The organism is Mycobacteriales bacterium, from assembly GCA_040902655.1.
Taxonomy (GTDB): Bacteria; Actinomycetota; Actinomycetes; order Mycobacteriales; family SCTD01; genus SCTD01.
The window spans coordinates 22,316-37,978 of record JBBDWV010000015.1; the positions used below are offsets into that span (position 1 = coordinate 22,316).

Annotated in this window: 14 protein-coding genes; 5 read left to right on the forward strand and 9 right to left on the reverse strand. The window is 74.2% G+C overall.

Features of this window, described 5'->3' with window-relative positions; translation table 11 throughout:
• Positions 1–165: 165 nt before the first annotated feature.
• Entirely contained in the window at positions 166–882 is a 717-nt protein-coding gene (locus WD794_03880) for a hemerythrin domain-containing protein (protein MEX2289451.1), read from the forward strand.
• A 5-nt stretch (positions 883–887) separates the two neighbouring features.
• Here the strand turns inward: WD794_03880 and WD794_03885 are convergent, their stop codons facing one another.
• The gene (locus tag WD794_03885; protein ID MEX2289452.1) at positions 888–2,858 is read right to left on the reverse strand and encodes an acetoacetate--CoA ligase; all 1,971 of its coding nucleotides are present in this window, start codon (positions 2,856–2,858) and stop codon (positions 888–890) included.
• A 77-nt stretch (positions 2,859–2,935) separates the two neighbouring features.
• Between WD794_03885 and WD794_03890 the strand changes: the two genes are divergently transcribed.
• Entirely contained in the window at positions 2,936–4,159 is a 1,224-nt protein-coding gene (locus WD794_03890; GenBank protein ID MEX2289453.1) for an MFS transporter, read from the forward strand.
• Here WD794_03890 and WD794_03895 read toward each other — a convergent pair.
• Positions 4,156–5,067: a D-isomer specific 2-hydroxyacid dehydrogenase family protein gene (locus WD794_03895; GenBank protein MEX2289454.1), complete on the reverse strand. Its 912-nt coding sequence runs from the start codon at positions 5,065–5,067 to the stop codon at positions 4,156–4,158. The genes WD794_03890 and WD794_03895 overlap by 4 nt on opposite strands.
• A gap of 167 nt (positions 5,068–5,234) precedes the next feature.
• Here WD794_03895 and WD794_03900 point away from each other — a divergent pair, with 167 nt between their 5' ends.
• On the forward strand, positions 5,235–6,611 hold the full coding sequence (locus tag WD794_03900; protein ID MEX2289455.1) for a DEAD/DEAH box helicase: 1,377 nt from the start codon (positions 5,235–5,237) through the stop codon (positions 6,609–6,611).
• Here WD794_03900 and WD794_03905 read toward each other — a convergent pair.
• From WD794_03905 to WD794_03925, 5 genes are all read right to left on the reverse strand, one after another.
• Positions 6,493–6,942 (reverse strand): 4a-hydroxytetrahydrobiopterin dehydratase, encoded by a 450-nt coding sequence (locus WD794_03905; protein ID MEX2289456.1) that lies wholly within the window; start codon positions 6,940–6,942, stop codon positions 6,493–6,495. The genes WD794_03900 and WD794_03905 overlap by 119 nt on opposite strands.
• Before the next feature lie 94 nt (positions 6,943–7,036).
• A complete protein-coding gene (locus tag WD794_03910; GenBank protein MEX2289457.1) occupies positions 7,037–7,393 on the reverse strand; it encodes an STAS domain-containing protein in 357 nt (118 codons plus the stop codon).
• Positions 7,390–9,282 (reverse strand): SpoIIE family protein phosphatase, encoded by a 1,893-nt coding sequence (locus WD794_03915; GenBank protein MEX2289458.1) that lies wholly within the window; start codon positions 9,280–9,282, stop codon positions 7,390–7,392. Before WD794_03915 ends, WD794_03910 begins: the two co-directional genes overlap by 4 nt.
• Entirely contained in the window at positions 9,279–10,079 is an 801-nt protein-coding gene (locus WD794_03920; GenBank protein MEX2289459.1) for an alpha/beta hydrolase, read from the reverse strand. The genes WD794_03915 and WD794_03920 overlap by 4 nt, the downstream gene beginning before the upstream one ends.
• 65 nt (positions 10,080–10,144) lie before the next feature.
• Positions 10,145–10,570: an ATP-binding protein gene (locus WD794_03925; protein ID MEX2289460.1), complete on the reverse strand. Its 426-nt coding sequence runs from the start codon at positions 10,568–10,570 to the stop codon at positions 10,145–10,147.
• Positions 10,571–10,699: 129 nt separating this feature from the next.
• On the opposite strand from WD794_03925, the gene WD794_03930 reads away from it, so the two are divergent.
• Together WD794_03930 and WD794_03935 are read left to right on the forward strand one after the other, a co-directional pair.
• Entirely contained in the window at positions 10,700–13,552 is a 2,853-nt protein-coding gene (locus WD794_03930; GenBank protein MEX2289461.1) for a DUF4192 domain-containing protein, read from the forward strand.
• Between the two features lie 63 nt (positions 13,553–13,615).
• Entirely contained in the window at positions 13,616–13,951 is a 336-nt protein-coding gene (locus WD794_03935; protein MEX2289462.1) for a TraR/DksA family transcriptional regulator, read from the forward strand.
• 60 nt (positions 13,952–14,011) lie between these two features.
• Here WD794_03935 and WD794_03940 read toward each other — a convergent pair whose 3' ends face one another.
• Positions 14,012–15,358, reverse strand: coding sequence for a metallopeptidase TldD-related protein (locus tag WD794_03940; GenBank protein ID MEX2289463.1), 1,347 nt, complete (start codon positions 15,356–15,358; stop codon positions 14,012–14,014).
• The coding region (locus WD794_03945) for a metallopeptidase TldD-related protein (protein ID MEX2289464.1) at positions 15,355–15,663 on the reverse strand (309 nt) is incomplete at its 5' end. The genes WD794_03940 and WD794_03945, both read right to left, overlap by 4 nt.

Sequence of the window (15,663 nt, forward strand, 5' to 3'; positions counted from 1 at the left end):
GCGGTCGCACCGACTCTGCCACCGCCACCCGCCGGAGGTCGTCTCCGGCATACACCGGATGTCGTGCGGGAACTCGACAGAACGTCCAACGCGGGCGCAGAATCCGACTCTGTTCGCACGGCCGCCGCGGAGCCACCGCACCGGCTTTCCTTCTGGAGGCGCTGGATGGACAACGACGTCGAGAATCCGGTCGATCTGCTGGCGGTGTCCAGCGAGCCGCACGACCGGGCCCTCGCCGCCCTGGAGGACCGTGTCGGTCCGCTCGCCGCGGTCGCCTGGTGCTCCGCGCACCTCGCCGCCACCGATCGGGTCCTCTACGCCGCGGGGAAGCGGCGGCTGCCCGGCGGGCGCGGGCGGGTGAACGCCCTGCGCGCGGTGGACCGCAGCCTGCAGCAGGCGCTGTGCCGGCTCGACCGGAGGCTGACGGGAGACGTGCACGTCGCAGATGTCCCGATCGCGACGCTGGCGGACGAGGTGCGGGACCGCTTGCGGCAGCACGCCGAGGCCGAGCGCGAGCTCGTCGAGGCCCTGTCCACGGCGCTCACCGCGCCCGAGCGGGAGAAGCTGGCGCATCGGCTGGCCCGCGCCATGGCGACGGCGCCGAGCCGGCCGCATCCGCACAACCGGCACACGCCGCTGTCCACGCTGCTCTGCTGGGCCGATGCCCTCGTGGACCGGGTGCGCGACGCCATGGACAACCGGGTCGATCCCACCGGCCGGCCGGCCCGCGTCGTCCGCCCGCCGGGCCGGTGGGGGTGCTACCTGATGGGGACGCCCTACCCCACGGATGCCGTGGCCGCGGACCGCCCGGGCGCCTCCCGCGGGGCAGCTGATCGACCGTCGTCAACTCCGGACCGAGAGGGGGGTAGCAGCGCGGCGTGACGGCCTCAGTCCCGGCGGGTCGCCAGGTGCTCCACGAACCAGTGCACCGCCGCCGGGTCGTCGACCGAACCCAGGTTCAGCGCCTTGTCGAGCGGCACCCCCTGCGCGATCCGCTTCAACGGCACCTCCAGCTTCTTGCCGGTGCTGGTGTGCGGGATCGCCGGCACAGCGACCACCTCGTCGGGGACGTGCCGCGGCGAGGCCTGCTCCCGGACCGTGCGCGAGATGCGCTCCACCAGCCCCTCGTCCAGCCGGACGCCGTCGGTCAGCCGGACGAACAGCGGCAGCCAGTAGCCGCCGTCCGGCAGCTCGACGCCCAGCACGAGCGCCTCCGCAACCTCCGGCATCCCTTCGACGGCCGCGTAGATGTCCGCGCTGCCCATCCGCACGCCGTGCCGGTTGAGGGTCGAGTCCGACCGGCCGTGCACGACGGCGGTGCCGCGGGAGGTGATCGTGAGCCAGTCGCCGTGCCGCCACACGCCCGGGTAGACGTCGAAGTAGGCGTCGTGCAGCCGCCGGCCGGAGCCGTCGCCCCAGATCCCGGTCGGCATCGACGGAACCGGCGCGCAGACGACGAGCTCGCCGACCTCGTCCACCAGCGGCCGGCCCTGCTCGTCCCACGCCTCGACGTGCACGCCGAGCCCGCGGCAGGCCATCTCCCCTGCCGTGACCGGCAGCCACGGCGCGTCGAGCAGGATCGCCCCGGCGAAGTCGGTGCCGCCACTGATGACATGCAGCGCGAGGTCCTCACGCACGGCGTCGTACACCCAGCGAAAGGACGAGGCCGGCAGCGGTGACCCCGTCGAGCCGACGGCACGCAGCGCGGACAGGTCGTGCTGGTGGCCCGGTCGCAGCCCGGCCTTCTCCGAGGCCAGCAGGTAGCCGGGACTGGTGCCGAGCCGGGTGATGCGGTGGTCCTCGGCGAGCTGCCACAGCCGGTCCGGCGAGGGCCACAACGGGCTGCCGTCGTAGAGCACCGCGGTCGCGCCGACCGACAAGGCGCCGATCAGCGTATTCCACATGATCCAGCTGGTCGTGGTGTACCAGAAGTAGCGGTCGTCCGGACCGAGGTCGTACTGCAGCCCGTTTTGCGCCAAACCCATGAGCAGCACGCCGGCGTGGTCGTGCACCAGGCCCTTCGGCAGCCCGGTGGTGCCCGAGGAGTAGACGACCCACAGCGGTGCCTCGGCCGGCAGCTGAGCGAACTCCGGCTCGCGTGGCTGCGCCACCGTCTGCTCCCAGGCCACGACCTGCAGCCCCGGCCGCTGCACGAGCTCGCCGAGCAGCGGCACCGAGACGACGGCGGTCACCGTCGGCAGCCCGTCGAGCAACTCGTCCACCGCGTCGCGCCGGTCCCGCGGCTTCCCGCCGAAGCGGTAGCCGTCGGCGGTGACCAGGACGCGCGGCTCGAGTTGGGCGAAGCGGTCGACCGCGCTGGCCGGGCCGATGTCCGGCGCGCAGGCCGACCAGACCGCGCCGACGCTGGCGCAGGCGAGGAAGGCCACGATGGCAGCGGGTACGTTCGGCAGGTAGCCGACCACCCGGTCGCCCGGCCCGACGCCGAGCTCGCGCAGCATGGCCTGCAGCGCCCCGACCTGGCCGCGCAGCTCGTCCCACGACAGCTCCACCGCCGGCCCGTCCTCGCCGGCGGCGACCAGCGCCGGGCGTGGTCCGCGTACCCGCAGGACGTTCTCGGCGAGGTTCAGCCGGGCTCCGGGAAACCACTGCGCCGCCGGCATCGTGCGGGTGGTCAGCACCTGCTCGTACGGCGTGGAGGCCAGCACCTGGAAGGAGTCCCACACGAGTGCCCAGAAGTCCTCGAGGTGCTCGACCGACCAGCGCCACAGCGCGTCGTAGTCGGCCACCTCGACGTCGTGCCGCTCACGCACCTGCGCGGCGAACCGGGCCAGCCGCGACCCCTCGACCCGCTCCGGCGAGGGCCGCCACAGCACCTCGACCGACCGCTGCTCCGCCATCCATGCCTCCTTGTCCAGCCGCAGGTCTACCCCAGGGTGCTGCGCCGGCCGCAACCGCCCTCGGGGAGGATGCGGCGGTGCGACTGCCGCCCGGCCTGCGCGGCCTTCCGCGTGAGACGTTCGCGCTCGCCCTCGTGGCGTTCTGCGTGGCCCTCGGCTTCGGCATCGTGGTGCCGGCCGTACCGCTGTTCGCGCTCCAGTTCGGGGTCGGGCCGACGGCTGCCGGAGCGGTGGTCTCCGCCTTCGCCCTCATGCGCCTGGTGTCCGGACTGGCGGGGGGACGCCTGGTCGACCGGGTCGGGGAGCGCACCGCCCTGCTGGCCGGTCTCACGGTGGTGGCAGTCTCCTCGCTGCTCGCCGGGCTCGCGGTGAGCTACCCGCAGCTGCTCGTCCTGCGCGGCGTCGGCGGCGTCGGTTCGGCGGTGTTCACCATCGCCGCCACCAGCCTGCTGTTGCGGGTGGCGAGCGCCGCTCAACGCGGGCAGACGCAGAGCATCTACCGCGGGGGCTTCCTGCTCGGCGGCGTGGTGGGGCCCGCCTTCGGCGGCGCCGTGCTGGGCATCTCGCTGCGCGCCCCGTTCTTCCTCTACACCGTGACCCTGGTGGTCGCCGCCGTGGTCGCCGCGACGATGCTGCCCCGGCCGCCGGGCGCGCAGCAGCCGCCGCCGCAGGTGGCGCCGGGCGTGGGGGAGGACGACGGGGTGCCGCGCGCGGTGGCGCCCGAGCCGCCGCGCACCACCCTGTCGACCGCGCTGGCCAGCCCGGCCTACCGGGCCGCGCTCGCCGGCAACTTCGCCGTCGGCTTCAGCGTGCTCGGCGTACGCAGCACCGTGGTGCCGCTGCTCGTGGTGCAGGGGCTGGACCTGGCTCCCGGCTGGATCGGCGCCGCCTTCACCCTGGCGGCGCTGGTGCAGACCGTCCTGCTGCTGCCCGCGGGCCGGGCAGTCGACCAGGTCGGGCGACGGCCGACGCTGGTCGCCGGCGGGCTGATCACCGCCGCTGCACTCGCCGGCCTCGCCGCCACCAGCGGGCCGCTGACGCTGCTGCTGTCGATGACCGTGTTCGGGGCAGGCGCCGCTCTGCTCGGCGTGGCACCGGCGGCGATCGTCGGCGATGTCGTCGAGGGAAGGGGCGGCACGGCCGTCGCGGTGTGGCAGATGAGCAGCGACCTCGGCTCGGTCCTCGGCCCGCTGGCTGCCGGGCTGCTCATCGACCAGGCGTCGTTCGGTGCCGCGCTCGGCTTCAGCTCACTGGTCGTCGCCGGCTGTGCCCTGCTCGGCCTGCGCGTCCCGAGGGGCTAGTAGCCGGCTGTCCGGTCCACGAGTCCGAGCAACGGCTCGCCGCTGCCGAACCGGCGCACGTTGTCGGTGACCCGCTGCGCGAGCAGCGGCTGCGCCGTCTGCCACGGGTTGGCGGTGTGCGGGGTGATCAGGCAGTTAGGCAGCGTCCAGAGCGGGTGGCCGTCCGGCAGCGGCTCCGGGTCGGTGACGTCGATGGCGGCGCCGCCGATGCTGCGCTCCCGCAGCGCCGTCACCAGCGCGTCGGTGTCGACGTGCCGGCCACGGGCGATGTTGACCAGCCAGGCCGACGACGACATCGCCGCGAGCTGCCGGGCCCCGATGACGTGTGTGGTCTCGGGGGTGAGGGCCAGCGCCAGCACGACCAGTCGCGCGTCCGGCAGCACCTCGTCGAGCATCTCCACCGGGACGGTGCGCGCCGCACCCGGCACGGGCTCTGCCGACCGCCGCACCACCGTCACCCGGCAGCGGAAGGGCGACAGCAGTGACAGCAGCGACTGGGTGATCCCGCCGCCGCCCAGCACGACGACAGGGGCGTCGAACAGCGAGAGGGCATCCTGCTCGCCCCACGATGTGGCGCGGGCGCGGGCCGGCAGCCGCCGCAGGCCGGCGAGGGCGAGCGCGAGCGCATGCTCCGCGGTCGGCTCGGCGTACACGCCCTTGGCGCAGGTCCAGGTGCGGGACGGCTCGAGAACGTCCACGAAGTCCTCCACGCCGGCGAACGGCAGCTGGACCCAGCGGGCCGAGGGAGCTGCCTGGAGTGCCTCGCGCAGGCCGGCGCTGTCCCGCGGGGCCATCCACACCAGCGCGTCCGGTCGGTCGGAGATCCCGACGACCTTGCCACCGCCCGCCTGCACGGCCGCGGCCATCGGCTCCGATCCGGACGGGAGGATCGCGATTCCGGGCGTCATGGTCTGCACGCCGCCGAGCCTTTCACGGGGGTCGCGGACGGGAGTGTGCGGCCGCTGCGGCGCGCCTGCCGCGGAACAGACCGGCTCCGGAGGACCTTGACCCTGTCGAGCCGCCGCCGCGGAGTCCCGCAGGCAGGCGCCAGTGCTCCGCCTCCCGCAAGGACCTCATGTCACTCCAGAACTCCGCCGGCGGCTTCACTGCGCTCGGCGTCCCGGCCGGCCTCGTCGCGGCACTCGCCGCACAGGGCATCGACGCGCCGTTCCCGATCCAGACCGCTACGCTGCCGGACAGCCTGGCCGGCCGCGACGTGCTCGGCCGGGGCCGTACGGGTAGCGGGAAGACGCTGGCCTTCAGCCTTCCGCTCGTCACCCGGCTGATCGGCGGCCGCCGCAGCCCCAGGCAGCCGCGCGCCCTCGTGCTCGTCCCGACCCGTGAGCTGGCCAACCAGGTGCTCGCCGTCGTGGCACCGCTCGCGCAGGCCGCCGGCCTCACCTCGACGGTCGTGTTCGGCGGCGTCGGGCAGAACCCGCAGGTGAAGGCGCTGGCCCCTGGCGTCGACGTCCTCATCGCCTGCCCGGGACGGCTGGAGGATCTCATCGGCCAAGGCTTCTGCGACCTGTCCGGCGTGGAGATCACCGTGCTCGACGAGGCGGACCACATGGCCGACCTGGGCTTCCTGCCTGTGGTCAGGCGGCTGCTCGACCGCACCCCCGCCCGCGGCCAGCGGATGCTGTTCTCCGCCACTCTCGACAACGGAGTCGATGTGGTGGTCAAGCGCTACCTGTCCTCGCCGGTCACGCATTCGGTCGATCCGGCCGTCGCCCCAGTGTCGACGATGACGCACCACGTCTTCAGCGTCAGCGCGGCGGACAAGCCGGCCGTCGTCCGGGAGCTGGCCGCCGGAACCGGCCGCAGTCTGCTGTTCTTGCGCACCAAGCACACCGCGAAGAAGCTGGCCAAGCAGCTGACCGCCGCCGGGATCCCCGCCGTCGAGCTGCACGGCAACCTCAGCCAGGGGGCCCGCGAGCGCAACCTGTCGGCCTTCACCGAGGGCAGCACCCGGGTCCTGGTCGCGACCGACATCGCCGCCCGCGGCATCCACGTCGACGACGTGGCACTGGTGGTCCACGTCGACCCGCCGACCGAGCACAAGGCCTACCTGCACCGGTCCGGCCGTACCGCCCGCGCGGGCGCCGGCGGCACCGTCGTCACGCTCGCGCTGCCCGAGCAGGCGGGGGAGGTGCGTGCGCTGGCGAAGCAGGCCGGCATCCGGCCGGCCACGGTCGCCGTCCGTCCCGGTTCGGACCGGATCGCCGAGCTGGCCGGGCCTGCGGCGCCGTACGTCGAGCCGGCGCCGGTGGTCGAGGAGCCGGTACGGGCCCGAGTAGCCCGTGGTCAGCGGCAGGGTCAGGGCTCGGCACCGATCAAGCAGGGCGGCTCGGCGTCGCGGAAGATGTCCGGCCGCAGTGCCGGTCCGGCACGCACCCGCGCGGAACTCGCTGCACGGGCCGGTCAGCCGACGCCGGCCCGCCGTTCCCGCTGAGGGTCGTCCCGGAGGCGGCGCCGGCAAGGCCGAGCTCCTCGGTGATGAGGTCCAGCCTGCGCGCCAACTCCACGTCCGCCAGCGTGACCGCGTCGCGCACGTGCGTCCACAGCAGAAAGGTCACCGTGCCGGCGTCCAGCGTGACCTCGGTGTGGTGGTCGAGCTCGCCCTCGACGGCGCAGACCTGCTCCAGCAGCGCCCACAGATCGTGGGGCACGACCGTCCGGATCAGCCGGGTCCCGTCGCAGCGCCAGCCGGGCAGTTCGCCCAGTGCGGCCGCGAGGGCCTCCACGTCCAGCGGGGCGTAGCGCTGCACCCTGTCCAGGATCATCGCCCGACCGCCTTTCGCCGCAGGGCACCACAGTGGCACCGACCGCTCCGCAAAGCCAGAGCCCGCAGCGGTCGGACCCGTCCGGCCCGGTCCGTCAGCCGCCCTTCGTGCCCTCGCGCACCTGCGCGACGGCGGCGGGGAGGTCGTCGCTCGCGAGCGCACCGGCCAGTCCGACCACCTCCAGGACCCGCCGCGCGCGCGAGCCCGGTGGTGCCACCACGCGGAAGTACCCGCCGGACTGCGCGCACTCGCGGGCCAGCCGGTCCACGAGGCGGACCCCCGCGCTGTCGAGGAAGGTCGCCGCCGAGAGGTCCAGCACCAGCGGTCCACCGCCGGTCAGTGCGGCCGGGTCCCCGAGCAGGGCGCGCGTCGTGACGACGTCCAGCTCTCCGTGGGCACGCAGCACCCGTACTCCGTGGAGGTCCTCGCCCGACACCTCCTCGAGGGTCATGACGGCTCCCGGGGCAGAGTTCGTCGCAGGACCACCGTGGTGCCGTCCCCCTCCTGCACGGCGACGTCGACGAGCGCTCGCATGATCATGAGGCCGCGACCGCGCTCGTGCGAGGCCGGACCGGTGCGCCACCGGCCGCGATCGCGCACCGTTACCACCACCTGGTCCTGGTGGTCCGGCCGCTGTTCGAGCTCGGCACTGAGCGCGACCGACTCCTCGGAGCGCCGGCCGCTGCCGTGTTCGGCGGCGTTGGCCATGGCTTCCGATGCCGCCAGGACCAGGTCGTCGGCGGTCTGGCCGTCGAGGCCGCGTTCGGCCAGCCACGCTGCCAGCTCCTGACGGATGGCCGACAGGCCGGTCAGGTCCGCCGGCAGGGTCCGGTGGAAGGGCCGGCCCGCCCAGGACAGCATCAGCACGCAGACGTCGTCGCGTACCCGCTCGTCGAGCAGCAGGGTCTGCGTGAGCCGGGCCACCGCCTCGGCCAGCGGGACGCTGTGCAGCTCGGCAGTGACCCGTTCGAGCACGGCAAGCCCGTCGTCCAGGTCCCGGTCCCGCCGCTCGAACAGACCGTCGGTGTAGAGCAGGACCCGGTCGCCGGGCGTGAGCTGCACCGTCGCCTCCGCCCGGTGCTGGGCGGGGGCGAATGCGCCGAGCGGTGTCGAGCGGCCTTCCCACAGCAGCCGTGGCCGTCCGGCTACGGGCAGCAGCAACGGCGGGGGGTGCCCGGCGCAGGCGTAACGCAGCCGACCCTCGTCCAGGTCGAGCTCGGCGTACGCCACGGTGGCCATGGCGGCAGCCTCGACCTGATCGACGAACCGGTCCAGCCGCGACAGCAGGCGGGCCGGCCCCACCTCGGAGGCGGCGACGGCCCGGACGGCGCTGCGGAGCTGCCCCATGGTGCTGGCGGCGTGCAGCCCGCGGCCGACGACGTCGCCCACCACCACCGAGAGCACGTCCGGCTCGGCTGCGAACACGTCGTACCAGTCGCCGCCGACCTCGAGCATCTCCACCCCGGGCCGGTACGCGGTGGCGACGGCGAACCGGCCGTCGCGCGGCGGCTCCACCGCGAGCAGGGAGTGCTGGAGCTCGTGCGCCACCATGGCGCTCTGCTCGTACAGCTGCGCCCGGTCCAGGGCCAGGCCGGCCTGCTGCCCGACGGTCGTGAGCATCTCGAGGTCCGGCGACTCGGCGGCGGCGGTGTCCGGCGGGAGCAGCGAGAGCACTCCCTGCAGCACCGAGTGTCCGCGCAGCGGCACGACCGCGCGCCCGCCGTCGGTGACGACCGCCGTCCGCTGGAGCAGCGCCGGCGCGGGCAGCTCACAGGCGCCGGCGGGCTCTCCCCGCGAGCTGTGCCGGATGAGCCCGGTCTCACGATCGGACAGCCACAGGGTGCCGGCGGCGGCGCCGAGAGGGGCGACCGCCGCGGCCAGCAGTGCCTGTGCGACACCCTCGACCCCCAGGGCTTGCGAGAGCGCCGCCGTCACCTCCTGCAGCGCGCGCAGTTGGGTGGCCGAGCGGTCCGCAGCCGCCCGCGCCGACAGCAGCTCCCGTTCGTAACGCGAGCGCTCCCGCGCGCTGGACAGGGCGACGTGCACCCCGTCGCCGGACCGCACCGCAGTGAGCAGCACGGGCAGCCGCCCGCCGGCCGCCCTCAGCTCGACCGCGACCTCGTCCACCCGGCCGTCGACGTGCAGCAGGGGGGACAGGTGCGTCTCCCAGTAGATCCGACCGCCGACCGAGAGCAGCTCGCTGAGCTGACATCCCAGCACGTCCCGCTCGGTGCGGCCCAGCCACTCGAGGACGGTCCCGTTCGCCTCGCCGACGGTGCCGTCCGGGCGCAGCGTGAGAAGGCCGCAGGGAGCATCCTCCCAACGGGCCGGTGGCGTCACGCCGCTAGCAGATAGCGCTGCATCGCGGTGACGAGCGCGTCCGGCGCGCTCAGGTTGGGACAGTGGCCGGTGGCATCGAGCACCACCAGCTCGCTGCCCGCGAGGTGCTCGTGCACGTAGCGGCCGACCTCCGGAGGGGCGATGACGTCCTCTCGGCACTGCACGACCAAGGCGGGGGTACGGACCCGGGCCAGGTCGGCGCGGTTGTCCGACAGGAACGTCGTGCGGGCGAACCGTCGGGCGATCGTCGGGTCGGTCCGGCAGAAGCTGCTGGTCAGCTCCTGGCCGAGCTCCGGCCGCGCCGGGACACCCATGATGACGGGGGCGATGTGGGTCGACCAGCCGAGGTAGTTGTCGTCCATCGTCTCGAGCAGTTCATCGATCTCCTCCTGCCGGAAACCGCCGCGGTAGTTCTCGTCGTCGATGTAGCGCGGGCTGGGGCAGACCAGCACCAGCCGGTCGAACAGCTCCGGCCGCTCCGCCGCCGCCAGCACCGCGATGACGGCGCTGACGGAGTGCCCGACCAGGACGACGGGCGGTAGGTCCAGCCCGGTGAGGACGTCGAGGACGTCACTCGCGTAACCCTCCAGCCCGCTGTGACGCACCGGGTCGTACGCGGACAGGTCGGAACCGCCGGCGCCGACGTGGTCGAACAGCACGACGCGGTGGGTCTGCTCGAAGGCGGGAGCGATGTAGCGCCACATGCCCTGGTCGCAGCCGAAGCCATGGGCCAGAACCATCGGCGGACCGCTGTCCAGACCACTCACCGTCACGTTGTTCCTTGCCAGCACGTCCACGGCGGTCACCGTAGGCGCCAGGACCGGTTGCCGCACGAGGTGCTCGCCGTCGCGGGCCCGGTCGGCTACCCGCCGACCTGTGGTGGAGCCACGTCGGCGTCGGGTCTGGTGTCGACCGCGGCCCCGACCTCGAACCAGACCGTCTTGCCGGCCCCCGTCGGCTCGGCGCCCCAGGACGAGGCCAGCGCATCGACCAGGGCCAGGCCACGGCCGCCCTCGTCCAGAAGTGCGGCGTCCCGAGGATGGGGCAGGGTCGCGCTGCCGTCGATCACCTCGATGCGGACACCCTTCGACTGCGGGACGACCCGGACCCGGACCTGGCCCACGCCGTGGATCAGCGCGTTGGTCGCCACCTCGCTGACCAGCAGCGACACGGTGTCGCAGTCCGCGTCGGGCGCGCTGAGGCGACAGGCGTCGGTGGCGAAGCGGCGGATCCGGGCCACACTCGCCGGCACCGTCTCCACCACCATCTCCAGGGGTGGCGAGGTCACTGTGGACAGATGCCCGCGGCGGAGGGGCACCAACCTCCGCACCGGTCGCCGGGCGTCCTCGTGGCAGGGTCCCCATGGCAGGGTCAGGACGCGGCGCCCGGCCCCGGGTGCCGCCCGACGGAGGTGTGCGTGAGCGAGCAGGAGTCGACCGGCGTCGTCTTCCCCTTCGCGGAGGACGGCCGGCGCAGTACGACGACGACGGGCAAGGCGGTCTGGGCAGATGCCGTGCGGGATGCCGATGCCGCGCTCGCGGGCCGCATCGACGCCGAACGTGTCTGGCGCGCCGGTTACGTTCCGCGGGTCGCGGAGCTGACCGCAGTCGCCACCCGCAGCCCGGACGTCGCCACGGCGGTGGCCCGGGGCGGTCTGTCGTCGCTCGCGGCGCGGATGCGCTTCGAGCGGGACGGCACCAGCACGTCCGTACCGGAGGCCGTGGCCGCCGGCCCGGTCGGTGGGTTCGGCACGCACCGCACCTCGGGCCAGGGTGAACGCGAGGTCGACCTCGTCGTGCCGTACCGGGGTGAGCACCTGCGCGGCGACACCCTGCTGCGGCAGCTGGACGCGTGGGCGGAGTCGGGCACGGTCGAGCCGTCCTTCGCGGAGGCGTTGCGGCAGGTCGTCTCGCACCCGGCCGAGCTGGACCTGCGCGACCGTGGCTTCGCGGTGCTCGGTGCCGGTGCCGAACTCGGGCCGGTCGAGCCGCTGCTGCGCTGGGGTGCGACCGTCGCCGCGGTCGACCTGCCGGTGCGTGCCGTCCAGGATCGGCTGCTCACCGCCGCCCGCGGATCCGCCGGGACGCTCGAGCTCCCGCTGCCTGCGGGCGGCTCGCCGGACGGCGACGTCGCGGCCGAGGCGGGCGCGGACCTGCTCGCGCAGACACCCGAGGTGGCGCACTGGCTGGCCGGCGCGGCCGGCGATCTGCCGGTCACCGTCGGCAGCTACGCCTATGCCGACGGGGCGCGGCACGTGCAGGTGGCCGTCGCCAGCGACGCCGTGGTGCAGCACCTGCTCGGCACCCGGCCGGGCACCTCGTACGCCGAACTCGCCACCCCCACCGACGCCTACGTCGTCCCGATGGAGGTGGTCGAGCAGGCCAGGGCGGGCTGGCGTCGCCGTGGCTGGCGCCGTCCGCTGCAGGCCGCGGCGCGGCTGGTCAGCCGCGGCGACCTCTACCAGCCCGGCTACCCCTCGACGCTCCGGCGCGAGGATGGCACCGAGGTGGCTGTCGCGGACGTGCTCGTACCGCAGCAGGGGCCGAACTACACCCTTGCCAAGCGGCTGCAGCGCTGGCGGGCCACGGTCGCACAGGCCGACGGTCTGACGGTCTCCGCCAACGTGGCACCGGCCACGCACACCCGGTCGGTGACCAGGAACCGCCTGCTGGCAGCGGCGTACGCGGGGGCGCACAGCTTCGGTGTGGAGGTGTTCGCGCCGACGACCAGCCGGGTGCTATGGCGGCGCTGCTCGTGCACGACCTGCGTACCGGGCCGGTCGAGCTCGGGCACCCGGACGACCTGTTCGTCCGGCAGGCGGCCCACGGTGGGCTGTGGCGGACCCCGTACTCACCACGGTCGGTCCTCGGCCTGGCCGCCGTGCGGGGGCTCCCGGGTACGGTGCGCCGTTGAGCAGCGGGACCGAGCAGCCGGGGCCCGGTCCTGCGCAGGCTGCCCGCCGGGCTGCCCCATCGATCTCGGTGCCACGCCTGTGCCCGGAGCGGGCGCTGCCGGCACCGAGAACGCTGGACACCGGGCCGGGCGAGCTGATCTCGGTGCCACGCCTGTGCCCGGAGCGGGCGCTGCCGGCACCGAGAACCGGCGTGACGGGTTCCACAAATGGATCCTTACCGGCGGTACCCTGCGGCACCCCCGGATAGCTGGGTGCGCCTCGCTGACGTTTCTGCTCAACGGCGACCCTGTTCGTTGTCCACAGCTCGGCCTTCGTGGCTGGCCGCAGGGTGGGCGCTGGATGACGGTGGCCGGCATGACCTCTTTGTCGAGCCGTCCGGTCGCCCGGCTGTCCAGCCCGGGTGACATCGTCGCCACGATCCCCATCCTCTGCGGGTTCCCGCCGCAGGACAGCGTGGTCCTGCTGTCGTTGCGCGGCCGGCGCAGGCGACTGGGCCTGACGGTGCGACTCGACCTGCCCCCACCCGAGCTGGAGTCGCAGGGGGCCACCATGCTGATCGAACGGGTGGTGCAGGACGGCGCCTCGGCGGCGGTCGTCGTCATCTTCGGCGCCTCGCGCCGGCCGGTGCTGGTGGACCTGCTCGGTGCGGCGTGCGTCGCCGGCGGCATCGCCTTGTCCGAGGCGCTGCACGTCGATGCCGGCCGGTGGACGTCCTACCTGTGCAGCGGGTCGTGCTGTCCGGCGGGCGGGACGCCGGTGCCGAGGGCCCCTGGGCTGGTCGAGAGCGAGCAGGTGCTCGACGGCCGGGCGGTGCTGTCCTCCCGCGAGGAGTTGGTCCGCTCCCTCGCGGCGCCGACCCTGCTGCAGGCGGTGGCCGCGGAGCAGGCGCTGACCGAGGCGGCCCGGCGGAGCAGCACTGCCGGGGGCGCCGGGCAGGCGCGGCGGGCAGCTCTGACGGCGGCGCGAGCTGCGCTGTCGACGGTCGAGGCCGGCGGTGTCCTGGACCTGGCGGCAGCGGCGCAGGTGGCGGTGGCGGTGGGTGACGTGCGGGTGCGCGACGAGGTGGCGACCTGGGCGCTCGACCGGTCCGACGCGATGCTGTCGCTCACCGAGCAGGTCGCCCGCCTCGTCGCGGCACCGTTCGATGCTCCTGTCTGCACCCTGCTCGCGTGGGTGGCCTACGCGCGCGGTGACGGGGCGCGGGCGAACGTCGCGCTCGACCGCGCGCTCGCGAGCGATGGTGGGTACTCACTGGCCCTGCTGCTGCGGAGGGCGCTCGACGGCGCGGTGCCGCCGCGGGAGGTTCAGCGGATGATGCGTTCCACCCGCCGGCTGCTCCATTGCTCCTCCGGCTGACCGGCTGACCGGTTGACCGGCTGACCGCGGCATGCGACCGCCCCGCACCGCGTTGTCGCCTGTGTGCGTGCCCACCTGGAAGCCGCCCTTGCGGACAACGACGCCCAGCTGCGTGACCTGGAGCGGCAGCATGCCGAGATCGTCGCCGCCTCCCGGGAGTCCAACGCGGACGACGAGCACGACCCCGAGGGCGCCACCATTGCCTTCGAGCGCCAGCAGGTGCTTGCCCTGCTCGAGAGCTGCCGCCGGACCCGGACCGACATCCTGCGTGCCCTCGAGGTGCTGGACGGGGACGGGTACGGCAGCTGTGAGCGGTGCGGCGGGCCGATCGGGGACGCGCGGCTGCAGGCCCGGCCCACCGCACGTACCTGCATCGACTGTGCGAGCCGGCGCCGCTGAGCCCCGGTCTGCGGGGGCCGGGACGCGGGTGTCGACGGGACGCGCAGGAGCTGTGCGCCGTCAGCTCGCCTGGCTCACCGAGCTCATGTTGAAGTCCGCCACCCGCAGCGTCGGCATCCGGGTCCAGGTGAAGTCGTCGCTCCACTCGCGCGGCAGTGTCGCCTCGCTGCGGCCCACCTCCGCCAGCCGGCCGAGCAGTCCGACCGGGCTCTCGTTCCACCGGAAATTGTTGACCGCCCCGACCACCTCACCGTCCTCGACGAGGTAGACGCCGTCGCGGGTCAGGCCGGTCAGCAGCAGCGTCTGCGGGTCGACCTCCCGGATGTACCAGAGGCAGGTCAGCAGCAGGCCGCGCTGTGTCGAGGCGACCATCTCGTCGGTCGAGGCGGTGCCGCCGCCGTCCATCTGCAGGTTGTGGACGTACGGCGTGACCGGTGCGGCGGCCGTCGCGGCCGAGGCGCGCGTCTGCACCAGCGCGGTCAGCGCCCCGTCGCGCAGCCAGTCGGTTGCGTGCAGCGGCAGGCCGTTGTCGAAGACGCTGGCCATCGCCGACGACGCCGTCGTCACGACGAACGGCACCGTCGCGAGCGCCGGGTCGTCCGGGTCCGAGGACAGCCGCAGGCCGGCCGGGCCGAGCCGTTCCCCGACCCGGGTGCCGCCCCCGGGGCGGGCGAAGACGGTCCGGCCCTCGTTCGCGCTGCGTCCCGCGGCTGTCCAGTAGGCGTAGGCCATCAGGTCCGCGACGGCCGACGGCGGCAGCAGCGTCTCGTAGCGGCCGGCCGGCAGGTCCACCCTCCGGGCGCCCCAGCCGAGCCGTCGGCGCAGCTCGGCGTCCAGCGCCGGCACGGAGACGTCGGACCAGTCGCGGGTGTGCCGGCCGACCCACGACGAGCCGCCGCTGCTCTTGCCGGTCACCTCCACGTACCCGGTGGGCTGCACGTGCCGCAGCCGCAGCCCGGTGGAGGAGCCGAGCCAGGTGGTCGTGAGATCGTGCGAGGCGTAGCCGTAGAGCGAGAGGCCGTCCGTGCGCGCCGTTCCGAAGGCCGTACCGAGGTCGGCTGCGACCGCCGCGAAGATGTCCGGCGGCGTCTCTGCGGCCGGGTCGGTGAAGTCGGCAGCGGCCGGCCCCGCCACCAGCGGCCCGTAGTCCTCGGCCGGGCCGGCGTCGCCCGCGGCCTGTTCGGACGCGCGCACGAGGTCCTCGAGCCGGTCGGCCACCGTCGCGCTGCGGACGCCGACGGACTCCCCGATCACGCTGATGACGGACACGGACCGGCCGCGCACCGCGCCGTTGGTGGTGAGGGTGGTGCCGGCCCAGCGCAGGTTGGCGCTGCTGCTCTCCTCCACGACGACCAGGCAGCCGTCCGCGCGCGACAGCGAGAGTGCCCGCTCCACGATCTCGCTCATCGCCCGCCCTCCTGCGCGGTGTTGAGGACCGAGACGCCGCGGAACAGCGAGGTCGGGCAGCCGTGCGACACCGCGGCGATCTGACTGGGCTGCGCCTTGCCGCAGTTGAACGCGCCCCCCAGGACGTAGGTCTGCGGTCCGCCGACCGCCTCCAGGGAGCCCCAGAAGTCCGTGGTGGTGGCCTGGTACGCCACGTCGCGCAGCTGCCCGACGACGCGGCCGTTGCGGATCTCGTAGAAGCGCTGGCCGGTGAACTGGAAGTTGTAGCGCTGCATGTCGATCGACCAGCTCTTGTCGCCGACGAC

Excerpts from the sequence above, each read along its gene's own strand:
- WD794_03940 (MEX2289463.1), bottom strand. The coding sequence starts at position 15,358 with ATGAGCGAGATCGTGGAGCGGGCACTCTCGCTGTCGCGCGCGGACGGC.
- WD794_03910 (MEX2289457.1), bottom strand. The coding sequence starts at position 7,393 with ATGACCCTCGAGGAGGTGTCGGGCGAGGACCTCCACGGAGTACGGGTG.
- WD794_03900 (MEX2289455.1), top strand. The coding sequence starts at position 5,235 with ATGTCACTCCAGAACTCCGCCGGCGGCTTCACTGCGCTCGGCGTCCCG.
- WD794_03905 (MEX2289456.1), bottom strand. The coding sequence starts at position 6,942 with ATGATCCTGGACAGGGTGCAGCGCTACGCCCCGCTGGACGTGGAGGCC.
- WD794_03895 (MEX2289454.1), bottom strand. The coding sequence starts at position 5,067 with ATGACGCCCGGAATCGCGATCCTCCCGTCCGGATCGGAGCCGATGGCC.
- WD794_03885 (MEX2289452.1), bottom strand. The coding sequence starts at position 2,858 with ATGGCGGAGCAGCGGTCGGTCGAGGTGCTGTGGCGGCCCTCGCCGGAG.
- WD794_03880 (MEX2289451.1), top strand. The coding sequence starts at position 166 with ATGGACAACGACGTCGAGAATCCGGTCGATCTGCTGGCGGTGTCCAGC.